We start from the raw sequence: 10302 nt of genomic DNA on the forward strand, positions 1-10302 counted from the left end.
TGTTAAGCACGCCGCCAGCGTTCGTCCTGAGCCAGGATCAAACTCTCCAACAAAAACTTGTTGAAACAGTCATCCCGGCAACAAAAAGTGTTGCCAAAGGAATCCAAGACCAACAAACCACGAATGGCTTGCCAGTCCGGGGTATAAATCAATTTGGCACTGGCTTATCAAGCACCCTGTTGAGTTCTCAAAGAACAACCACACACCACTCAGGCGTCCCACATCGTGGGAACCCGCTTGGGGCAACTCCTCTATCTTACTTGGTTCACTTCCCGCCGTCAACCTCGTGTCCGAGGTGATCTAGGGAAGTGCTCCGGGTCCACGATGACGCTCGCCGTATCACGGCGGTCGTTGCTGTCGTGGGAAGCCGCAGACCGGCCGATTGCCACTCTGTGGCCATCCGCCCGGCTCCTGCCGGCTTTCGAACCCTACCCGGTCGGCCTCACGATCGCAACCCCATCTCGGAGTGTCCTCGCACCGCCCGGATCCTCAGCCTCGTTCGGCGTCTCCGCCACGAGCCTGGTGCCGTTGTCGGCCGGTTTGTCCGGCCTCCCGCGTGCAGAGAGAAAGTTACGCCGCCCGCTCGGAGAAGGCAAATCGGCATCCATCACTGCGCACCTGGCGCGACCGCCGGCGGTCGCGCATTCGTGATGACCGCGTGGGGTCCGAAGGCGGCCCCGGCGTGCCAGAGTGTCTGTCATGGCTGACCTCCCGCGCACCCGGGTGACCGTGCTCGCCGAGGACGCGCTGACGGGATTGCTGCTGCCCTTCTGGCAGCTGGTCATCGGCGCCTTCGTGGTCTTCGTCGTCCTGGTCTCGGTGGCTCGGCTGGCCCGCCGTGGTCGCTCCCGCATGACGACGGCACTCCTGGTAACGGCCGCCGCGATCGCTGGCTTCGCCGTGCTGGGCGTACTGCTTCAGGGGTGAGCGTCAGAGGCGGCGGTTCGCCAGGCTCGGCAGCTCGGCGCGGATGGTCCGCAGCCGGTCGAGGTCGAGGTCGGCGACGGCCAGGCCCGGGCCGTCGGGCACCTGGGTGAGCACCGTCCCCCACGGGTCGACCACCATGCTGCGCCCGTAACAGGTCCGGCTCGGCTCGTGGTCGCCGGTCTGCCCCGCTGCGGCGACGAAACACTGGTTCTCGATCGCCCGCGCGCGGAGCAGCACCTCCCAGTGATCCCGACCCGTGTGGACCATGAAGGCCGCCGGCACCACGAGCAACTGGGCGCCGCCCTCGATCACGAGCTGCCGGTACAGCTCCGGGAACCGGAGGTCGTAGCAGATCGACAGGCCGACGCGAAGGCCCTCGACGTCGACGACCACCGGCTGGTCGCCCGGCGCCACGGTCGCCGACTCCAGATAGGAGACCCGGCCGGGGATCTCCACGTCGTACAGATGAATCTTGCGGTAGCTGGCGGCGAGCGTGCCGGAGCGGTCGAAGACCAGGGAGGTGTTCCAGGCGCGGGCCGGGTCCGGCCCGCGCTCACGGATCGACCCGGCGATCAGCCAGATGCCCAGCCGCCGAGCGACGCCGGCGAAGAACTGGCCGACCTCGCCGTCGACCGGCTCCGGTTCGGGGAGGCCCGCGGTGGGGCCGAGGTAGTCGACGCACTCGGGCAGGAGCGCCAGGTCCGCGCCGGCCGCCGCCGCGCGTTCCAGCAGGGCCTCGGCGGCCGCGAGGTTCGCCTTACGGTCTTCCCGGGAGTTCAGCTGGCAGACGGCGACACGCATGGGGATCAGCGTACGACCGGAGCGGGCGCGGCGACAGCGTCGAAGGGCGTTGGCGGGGCTCCCGGGTCACGGGTGGGTCGAGCCCTCGGCGCCGGCCGGGCCGGGCGCGGACGGCGTCGAGTTCCCGGAGTCGTGCAGCGTCGACGCGGCGGACATCGCGACCAGCAGACGACACCGCGCCCGACCGGAGCGGTCGGGCGCGGCGACGGTGGATCAGGCCGACTTCTCCTCGCGGTCCCGCCGGGCACGCCGGCCGGTGAACTCGCGGGGCACGATCGTCGGGTTGACGTTCTCGAGCACCACCTCGCGGGTGATCAGCACCCGGGCGGCGTCGGGGTTGCTCGGCACCTCGTACATCACGGAGAGCAGGACCTCTTCCATGATCGCGCGCAGGCCGCGGGCGCCGGTGCCGCGCAGCATCGCCTGGTCGGCGATCGCCTCCAGGGCCGGCGGCTCGAACTCCAGCTCGACGCCGTCGAGCTCGAAGAGGCGCTGGTACTGCCGGACCAGGGCGTTGCGCGGCTCGGTGAGGATGCGCACCAGGGCGGTGCGGTCGAGGCTGCGCACGTTGGTGATCACCGGGAGCCGGCCGATGAACTCGGGGATCAGCCCGAACTTCAGCATGTCCTCCGGCATGACCTGGCTGAAGATGTCGTCGGTCGACCGCTCGGAGACCGACCGGAGCCGGGCGCCGAAGCCCGTTCCGCCGTGACCGGTGCGGGCCTCGATGATCTGGTCGAGCCCGGCGAAGGCGCCACCGCAGATGAACAGCACGTTGGTGGTGTCGATCTGGATGAACTCCTGGTGGGGGTGCTTGCGCCCGCCCTGCGGCGGCACGTTCGCCACCGTGCCTTCCAGCATCTTGAGCAGTGCCTGCTGGACGCCCTCGCCGGAGACGTCCCGCGTGATCGACGGGTTCTCCGACTTACGGGCGATCTTGTCGACCTCGTCGATGTAGATGATGCCGGTCTCGGCGCGCTTGATGTCGTAGTCGGCGGCCTGGATCAGCTTGAGGAGGATGTTCTCCACGTCCTCGCCGACGTAGCCGGCCTCCGTGAGCGCGGTGGCGTCGGCGATGGCGAACGGCACGTTCAACATCCGGGCCAGGGTCTGCGCCAGGTGGGTCTTGCCGCATCCCGTCGGGCCGAGCAGCAGGATGTTGGACTTGGCCAGCTCGACGGCGTCACTGCCGGAGCCCGGCGCGCCGGCCGACTCGGCCTGGATCCGCTTGTAGTGGTTGTAGACCGCGACGGCGAGCGCCTTCTTGGCCTGGTCCTGCCCGACGACGTAGGTGTCGAGGAACTGGCAGATCTCCATCGGCTTGGGAAGCTCTTCCCACTTCACCTCGCCGGACTCGGCCAGCTCCTCCTCGATGATCTCGTTACAGAGATCGATGCACTCGTCGCAGATGTAGACCCCGGGGCCTGCGATGAGCTTCTTGACCTGCTTCTGCGACTTACCGCAGAACGAGCATTTCAGTAGGTCGCCGCCGTCACCGATCCGTGCCACCTACGTTCTCCCTGCACTCGTCGGCCGGAGACCCGGCCCTCGCCTGCGGACGTGGAAGCGTCCGCCTCGTTTCACTCCGCTCGTTCACCCCGCCGGCGGACCGGTGGAGCGGCACAGACCCGACGTTACCCGCTGGCGGAGGTTTCTCCGACCCCCAAAACGGGTGTGTCAGACGGTCGGCCGGGAGCAGACTCCCGGCCGACCGCGACCCGAGCGTTTCAGCTGGCGGCGTTGGCCGCCAGCAGGCCCTTCTTGCGGCTGGTGAGGATGGTGTCCACCAGCCCGTACTCCTTGGACTCCTCGGCCGTCATGATCTTGTCACGGTCGATGTCCTTGCGGACCTTCTCGATCGGCTGGTTGCAGTGCCGGGAGAGCATCTCCTCGAGCTGCGTGCGCATCCGCAGGATCTCCCGGGCCTGGATCTCGATGTCCGAGCCCTGACCGTAGCCGCCCTCGGTGGCCGGCTGGTGGATGATGATCCGCGAGTTCGGCAGCGCCATCCGCTTGCCCGGGGTGCCGGCGGCCAGCAGCACGGCCGCCGCGCTGGCGGCCTGGCCGAGGCAGACCGTCGAGATGTCCGGCCGGACGTACTGCATGGTGTCGTAGATCGCCGTCATGGCGGTGAACGAACCACCGGGCGAGTTGATGTACATGATGATGTCGCGGTCCGGGTCGGTGCCCTCGAGCGTCAGCAGCTGCGCCATCACGTCGTTGGCCGACGCGTCGTCGACCTGGACGCCGAGGAAGATGATCCGGTCCTCGAAGAGCTTGTTGTAGGGGTTGGACTCCTTCACCCCGTACGACGTGCGCTCGACGAACGACGGCAGGACGTAGCGGTTGTGCACGGCCGCGAACTGGGGCGGCAGGCTCAGGTCGGTCATCGTCAGCTCCTCAGCTCAGGGTCCCGGCGCCATCCGGAACCTGGGCGGCCCCGATGATCACCTTGTCGATGAAGCCGTAGTCCAGGGCCTCCTGGGCGGTGAACCAGCGGTCGCGGTCGGAGTCCGCCTCGATCTGCGCCTGGCTCTGGCCGGTGTGGTGCGCGACCCGCTCCTGGAACATCCGCTTGGTGTAGAGCATCTGCTCCGCCTGGATGGCGATGTCGGACGCGGTGCCGCCCAGACCGCCGGAGGGCTGGTGCATCATGATCCGCGCGTGCGGCAGGGCGTAACGCTTGCCCTTGGTGCCGGCGCAGAGCAGCAGCTGACCCATCGACGCCGCCATGCCCATCGCCACGGTCGAGACGTCGTTGTCGATGAACTGCATGGTGTCGTAGATCGCCATGCCGGAGTAGACCGAACCGCCCGGCGAGTTGATCCAGAGGTTGATGTCGCGGTCCGGGTCCTCCGCGGCGAGCAGCAGGAGCTGCGCGCAGATGCGGTTGGCGACCTGGTCGGTCACCTCGCTGCCCAGGAAGATGATGCGTTCCTTGAGCAACCGGTTGTAGACCGAGTCGTCGAGGTTGCCAATGGTGTCGCCACCGCGGGCATCGATCGCCCGGAGCGGCTTCGCTTGGATGTGCATGTCGGTCATGGCAGCCCTTCGCTCTCCGTACCGTCCTACCCGACACTAACCGCTCAGCCGGATGGCAGAGCGCCGGTCCGGGCAGTGTTCGCTATCAGCGCAGCACCGCCGAGGCGTACCCGAAAAGGGAATCGGCCGCCGTCCACCGCAGGCGGCGGACGGCGGCCTCCCCGCACGTCAGTGCTCGTGGTTGTGCTCGGCCTCGCTCTCGGCGCGCAGCGCGTCGAGGGTGACCTCGTTGCCCGCCGAGTCCTTGATCTTGATGCGCTCCATGACCGAGGCCAGGGCCTTGCCCCGCCGCACGTCACCGAAGACGGCGCCGGCCGCGCCCGAGCGGACCAGCTGGTCGTAGTACTGCTGCGGAGCCATCCCGGCGCGCTGGGCCCGGTGCACGATCTCGTGGCCGAACTCGTCGTCGGAGACCTGCACGTCCTCGGCGTCGGCCAGGGTGTCCAGCAGCAGCTGGACCTTAACGCCCTCGGTCGCCGCCTCGGTCAGCTCGGCGTCGATCTGCTCCTCGGTCTTCTCCTCGGCCGCGAGGTATTCCTCCAGGGAGGCGCCGATCCGCTCGAGCTGGTCGATCATCGCCTGCTTGCGGTTCTCGACCTCCTCGCGGATGACGCCCTCCGGCGCCGGCACCTCGGCGGCGGCCACCATCTGCTCCAGCGCCTTGTCCCGGGCGGCGTAGATCTGCTCGACCCGCTTGCCCCGGGTGACCCGCTCGCGCAGGTCGCCGCGCAGCTCCTCGATGGTGTCGAACTCGCTCGCCATCTGGGCGAACTCGTCGTTGAGCTCCGGCAGCTCCTTCTCCTTGACCGTGCGGACGGTCACCGCCACCTCGGCGTCGCGGCCGGCGAAGTCGCCGCCGACGAGCTGGGTGGTGAAGCTGGTGTCCTCGCCGGCGGCCAGGCCGACGACGGCCTCGTCCAGGCCCGGGAGGAGCTGCTTGCTGCCGACCTCGTGGGAGATGTTGCTGGCGGAGCCGCCCGGCACGTCCTCGCCGTCGACGGTCGCGTTCAGGTCGATCTGGACGTAGTCGCCCTCCTGGGCGGCCCGCTCGACGGTCTTCAGGGTGGCGAACCGCTCACGCAGGCTCTTCACCTGCTCGTCGATCTCGCTGTCGTCGATCTGCAGCTCGTCGACGGTCACCTCGATGGTGGCCGGGTCCGGCAGGGTGATCTCCGGGCGGACGTCGACCTCGGCGGTGAAGTTCAGCGAGTCACCGTCGTTGAACTCGGTGATCTCGACCTCGGGGCGGCCGAGCGTCTTCAGGTCGTGCTCGCGGACGGCGGCGAGGATGTTCTGCGGGATGGCCTCCTGCACCGCCTCGTTGAGGACGGTGCCCCGGCCGACCCGCTGGTCGATCACGGCCGCCGGAACCTTGCCCTTGCGGAAGCCGGGCACCTGGACCTGCTGCCCGATCTCCCGGTACGCCTTCCTGAGGCTCGGCTCGAGCTCGACGAACGGCACCTCGATGGCGAGCCGCACGCGCGTCGGGCTCAGAGTCTCGACGGTGCTCTTCACAGGCGTACTCCTTGACGGATCTCGGTTTTAGTCTGGGCGTGATAAGCCCATCGAGTGTAGGCGAGCCGGCCGGACGCACCGGCAGCGGCCGGGGACCGCGCGGAGGGCGACCCCGGCGACCGGCCGCGGACGACAGTCGGGGTGGCGGGATTTGAACCCACGGCCCCTCGCTCCCAAAGCGAGTGCGCTACCAAGCTGCGCCACACCCCGTGGCGACCAGCAGTGTATGCCGTCGCGACCCGCCGGACGTGCCGGGGCGCCCCTCAACGCGCCGAAGGGGGACCAACCGGACATCCGGCGCGGCCAGGACCCGCCCGCCGCTCCCCCGGGCGGGATACGGCTGCGCGAGGCGGGCGGGTCATTGGGTACGCTGTCGGCGCGCCCACGGCATCCGGGCGTACGCGGGCGTAGCTCAATGGCAGAGCTTCAGTCTTCCAAACTGACGGTGCGAGTTCGATTCTCGTCGCCCGCTCCAGCAGTACCGGCCCAGGTCGGCGACGTGATCGCCGAGCCTGGGCCGTTGTTGTTCCAGCCGTACTGATGTTGGGTGCCCGACAGCCGTGGAAGACCGAGGCTAGAGGCCGTAGACGGTCAGCTTCATGCCGTCGGTGACATAGACCCTGCCGTAGGTGACCACGAGCTGGTCGACCGCGCCGGTGAACGCTGGCGCTTTCAGCGGGGCACCGTCGACCGGGTTCAGGGTGTACACCCGGTCGCTCTTGGCGGTGACGTACAAGACACCACCCGCGATGATCGCCCGCTGGTGCTGGCTTTCCGGGATGCTCCGGCTCCAGATCGTGGCGCCGGTACTGCGGTTCAACGCGGAGACGGTGCCCCCGGTGGAGGTGACGTACAGCCTGGTCGGGGTGACCACCACGAACCTCGGGTACAGGCCCGACGCGAGCCAGGTCAGGGTGCCGGTCGTCGCGTCAAGGACCTGCAGGCTGTGCCCCCAGCCGACGTAGAACCTGGTCCCCGTCTCGTCCGCCGCGAGCGGCCGGTACTCACGGTCCTGAGTGGTGTGGATGACTCTGCCGGTGCCGATGTCGACGATGGTGCTCGTCAGGGGTCCGGCACCCAATCCGGTTCCGGAGACAAGGACGCGACCGTTCGCCGAAACCGGCTGCTTCATGTACTGGTCGCGCTGCCACAGCAGCTGCCCGTCGGCGAGGCGGTAGGCGCGCGTGTCACTGCTGTAGCGGCTTTCGCCGGAGACCACGACGACGTCCCGGTCGACGAGGATCTGCGTGACCACGCCCTCGTCGTGGAAGTCCCGGATCACCGTCCCGGTCGTGGCGTCGAGCACGAAGATCTGCGTGGAATCGGCGCCAGGCATGGCGGGGCTGTCGTTCACCGCCCAGACGATCTGGCCGGCCGTGTGGACCAGCTGCGAAGGCCAGCGGAACCTCTCGGGGTCCGGCTCGAAGCGCCACCTCTGCGCGCCGGTCTCCTCGTCGGTGGCCGTGACACCAGTGTCGTCCTGCGTGTACACGAGTCCGTCGGCGACGACCGGTGCACGCTGGCCGGTCCGGGCCGGGGTGCCGGTGTACGCGAGCTTGAGGTTCGGGACGGTCGGGACCGTCACCTTCGACTCGTTGGGATTGAATCCGCTGTTGCTGACCAGGTAGCCGGACATGGCCCACCAGCCCGTGCCGCCCGCGGCGGCCGGCGCCGCCGGCACCGCCACCGTCGCCGCGAGCACCGCGGCAGCGGTCAGCACCTTCAGTGGATGCTTCACTCGTACCTCCCCGTTGGCGCGGCCTCGCACAACCCCGCGCGTTGTCTTCCTCGCCGGTGTCGTGCCGGGATGCGTCCCTGCCGCCCCGGTGGCGCAGTGCCGGTGATCTTATGGCTCGAACGACGTCCATGGTTGCCCGTGCCGCTCCACGAACTCCGGCCCCAGTCAGCGTCGTCGTCGCCGTGCCTGGCCGCTCTCGCGCCAGCCCAGCCGGAGGTAATCTCTCGGACCCGGATCAGCGGCTTCGTGGCCGGTCAGGGGCCATTCGTGAAAGTGAGCCAGCGCAGCGTGACGATGCGCGCCGAGGAGCGGTGATGGAGATCGAGGCGTTGCTTCCACGGTCACGAACGCCTCGGGACTATCTGGACCTCGTCGCGGATCCACGCGTCGACTCAGCCGGAATGCGCATCCTCGCTCGCAGTCCCTACCCCTTCGTGCGCCTGGCCGTCGCCCGGGACGTCCGCGCTGACGCGGTGGCGCTCAGGGAGCTGCTTGGGGGCGTGTTCTCCGCGTGGGACCGTAACTGTCTCCTACGGCTCGTCGCTCAGCACCCGCAGGCAGACCGAGGTGTCCTGCTCAAGGTCCTCGAGGAGATCACCGCCCAACTGGATCGGCGGACTTCGAGGCCCTACGCCGCAGCGATCGCGGTAGCCGGCCGGCGTGAGCTGACATCCCACGAGGTGCGTCGCTTGCAGCGACTTCCTGGCGCGTCGAGACGAATGCGTCGAGGCGTGGAACGCGCGCTCGCGGCACGAACACCACCACCTGGTGCAACGGGGGACGCATCACCCCGTGAAGAGACCGGGGTGTGATCTCAGGTGGAAACGCCACGGTCGAGCATCCACCGAGGGATCATGCGTGCGCTCGACCTCGAGCAGTGGTCACGATCGGCGGTACGGCACCGCGACATGGTACCGAAACACCGCCAGGCCGAGGCGATAGTGAGCAAATCAGATCGCTATGCCGATCACTCACCTATCGTGGCCATTGATCGCGCACCAGGGCATGTCGAGGCGGAGCAACAACCGCCCTGTCGAAAAGGTGGGAAATGGCGAAGAAGGTTGCCGTCAAAGTAAACGAGGACGCCATCGTCTGGAGGGAGTTCACCAGCGCCAAGGGGAAGAAGTACGAGGTGGGCTACCTCGGCGAACCCGACGCGGACCAGGGCGGATCGGCTGCGCCCAAGGGGAAGAAGGACTTCGGCATCAGCTGCAACTGGCCCGTTGGTGGAGACGACTGGATAACCACCGAGGCCAGTTTCAAGGCCACGACGGCCATCTCGAGGTACAAGCTGCACTCGAATACTGACATGTCGGGGGAAGAAGTCGGCGGCTATGCCTACCGGCTGGAATTCTCCAACGAAGAGCACTACGACTACGACTTCTTCGACCAGGAAGGCGACAGTTACGGGTGCAACACCTTCAGCAATACCGACCATTTCGTCCGGTACAACTCGGAGAAGCCCACGATCGCGTACATCAAGGGTAGTTAGCGTCGAGAGCCGTTGGTGGCAGGTGCACGGCAGCGCCGGGAGGCGCTCTTCAACCTGAGGGTGCAGGTTCCATCCCGTCGCCTGCGCCACGGCTTCCGGCCCAGGTCGCCGGCGTTCTCGCCGCACCTGGGCCGTTCTCGTTGCAGGGCCGAGGCCGCACCACCGCCAGGTGAGTCCTCGGGTACTGGTCGGCGAGCGACGCCACGACGATCGGAAGGCGACCGCCGTGCGACGTGGGTAGTCTTTCGGCGTGGAGCTTGATGATCTTCCGCTTGCGGAGTTCGCGTTTCCGGGGCCGCTGCGGGACCAACTGGTGGCCGCGATCCTGTCCGGCGCGAAGACCTCGACGTCCAGCCTCATGCTCGGCTACGAGCGGGCGGACGAGCCGCTGCCCGAGGTCGGGCAGCGATCGGCGGTGGTCGACTCGGCGGGCCGGCGGGTCGCGGTGATCGAGGTGACCGACGTGCGGGTGGTCCGGCTCGGCGACGTCGACCTGCGACACGCCCTCGACGAGGGCGAGGGGTACGAGTCCGTGGCGCAGTGGCGGGCCGGGCACGAGACGTTCTGGCACAGCGCGGAGGTGCGCGCGGAGCTGGGCGACCCGGGCTTCACCGTCGACGACGACACCCAGGTGCTGCTCGAGCGCTTCCGGCTGGTGCACGCCGTCTGAACGCCTTCCCGGTACGCGACGACCGGGCGTGGGGGGGGGGGGGCCCCCCCCCCGGGGGGGCCGGCGCTGCGCCCCCGTTGTGGGGGGGGGGGGGGCGGGGGGGGGGGTTGCCACGGG

9 protein-coding genes and 2 tRNA genes are annotated in these 10302 nt (G+C 68.5%); 4 read left to right on the top strand and 7 right to left on the bottom strand.

What is annotated here, in order from left to right:
• The first annotated feature begins 699 nt into the window (after window positions 1-699).
• Window positions 700-927 carry a hypothetical protein gene (locus tag ACLQ22_RS22990; protein ID WP_121399376.1) on the top strand — a complete coding sequence of 76 codons (228 nt, stop codon included), beginning with the start codon at window positions 700-702 and terminating at the stop codon, window positions 925-927.
• A 3-nt stretch (window positions 928-930) separates the two neighbouring features.
• Here ACLQ22_RS22990 and ACLQ22_RS22995 read toward each other — a convergent pair whose 3' ends face one another.
• From ACLQ22_RS22995 to ACLQ22_RS23020, 6 genes are all read right to left on the bottom strand, one after another.
• Entirely contained in the window at window positions 931-1728 is a 798-nt protein-coding gene (locus ACLQ22_RS22995) for a carbon-nitrogen hydrolase family protein (protein ID WP_425694144.1), read from the bottom strand.
• Between the two features lie 213 nt (window positions 1729-1941).
• Entirely contained in the window at window positions 1942-3237 is a 1296-nt protein-coding gene (clpX, locus tag ACLQ22_RS23000; protein ID WP_425694145.1) for an ATP-dependent Clp protease ATP-binding subunit ClpX, read from the bottom strand.
• A 218-nt stretch (window positions 3238-3455) separates the two neighbouring features.
• Window positions 3456-4118 carry an ATP-dependent Clp protease proteolytic subunit gene (locus ACLQ22_RS23005; RefSeq protein WP_121399379.1) on the bottom strand — a complete coding sequence of 221 codons (663 nt, stop codon included), beginning with the start codon at window positions 4116-4118 and terminating at the stop codon, window positions 3456-3458.
• A 10-nt stretch (window positions 4119-4128) separates the two neighbouring features.
• Window positions 4129-4770, bottom strand: coding sequence for an ATP-dependent Clp protease proteolytic subunit (locus ACLQ22_RS23010; RefSeq protein WP_091628855.1), 642 nt, complete (start codon window positions 4768-4770; stop codon window positions 4129-4131).
• Between the two features lie 168 nt (window positions 4771-4938).
• A complete protein-coding gene (gene tig / locus ACLQ22_RS23015; RefSeq protein WP_425694146.1) occupies window positions 4939-6285 on the bottom strand; it encodes a trigger factor in 1347 nt (448 codons plus the stop codon).
• A gap of 136 nt (window positions 6286-6421) precedes the next feature.
• Window positions 6422-6495 (bottom strand) — tRNA-Pro (locus ACLQ22_RS23020).
• A 191-nt stretch (window positions 6496-6686) separates the two neighbouring features.
• Between ACLQ22_RS23020 and ACLQ22_RS23025 the strand changes: the two genes are divergently transcribed.
• Window positions 6687-6760: transfer RNA gene (locus ACLQ22_RS23025), tRNA-Gly, on the top strand.
• Window positions 6761-6859: 99 nt separating this feature from the next.
• Here the strand turns inward: ACLQ22_RS23025 and ACLQ22_RS23030 are convergent.
• A complete protein-coding gene (locus ACLQ22_RS23030; RefSeq protein ID WP_425694147.1) occupies window positions 6860-8023 on the bottom strand; it encodes a PQQ-binding-like beta-propeller repeat protein in 1164 nt (387 codons plus the stop codon).
• A gap of 1048 nt (window positions 8024-9071) precedes the next feature.
• On the opposite strand from ACLQ22_RS23030, the gene ACLQ22_RS23035 reads away from it, so the two are divergent.
• Together ACLQ22_RS23035 and ACLQ22_RS23040 are read left to right on the top strand one after the other, a co-directional pair.
• Window positions 9072-9515 carry a hypothetical protein gene (locus ACLQ22_RS23035; RefSeq protein WP_425694148.1) on the top strand — a complete coding sequence of 148 codons (444 nt, stop codon included), beginning with the start codon at window positions 9072-9074 and terminating at the stop codon, window positions 9513-9515.
• Window positions 9516-9765: 250 nt separating this feature from the next.
• The gene (locus ACLQ22_RS23040) at window positions 9766-10185 is read left to right on the top strand and encodes an ASCH domain-containing protein (protein WP_425694149.1); all 420 of its coding nucleotides are present in this window, start codon (window positions 9766-9768) and stop codon (window positions 10183-10185) included.
• Window positions 10186-10302 lie beyond the last annotated feature (117 nt).

This window comes from Micromonospora sp. DT178 (assembly GCF_049841695.1).
Lineage (GTDB): Bacteria > Actinomycetota > Actinomycetes > Mycobacteriales > Micromonosporaceae > Micromonospora.

Bases quoted from the DNA above. Each gene is read 5' to 3' on its own strand.
- ACLQ22_RS22990 (WP_121399376.1), top strand. From the start codon at position 700: ATGGCTGACCTCCCGCGCACCCGGGTGACCGTGCTCGCCGAGGACGCG.
- ACLQ22_RS22995 (WP_425694144.1), bottom strand. From the start codon at position 1,728: ATGCGTGTCGCCGTCTGCCAGCTGAACTCCCGGGAAGACCGTAAGGCG.
- ACLQ22_RS23005 (WP_121399379.1), bottom strand. From the start codon at position 4,118: ATGACCGACCTGAGCCTGCCGCCCCAGTTCGCGGCCGTGCACAACCGC.
- ACLQ22_RS23010 (WP_091628855.1), bottom strand. From the start codon at position 4,770: ATGACCGACATGCACATCCAAGCGAAGCCGCTCCGGGCGATCGATGCC.
- ACLQ22_RS23035 (WP_425694148.1), top strand. From the start codon at position 9,072: ATGGCGAAGAAGGTTGCCGTCAAAGTAAACGAGGACGCCATCGTCTGG.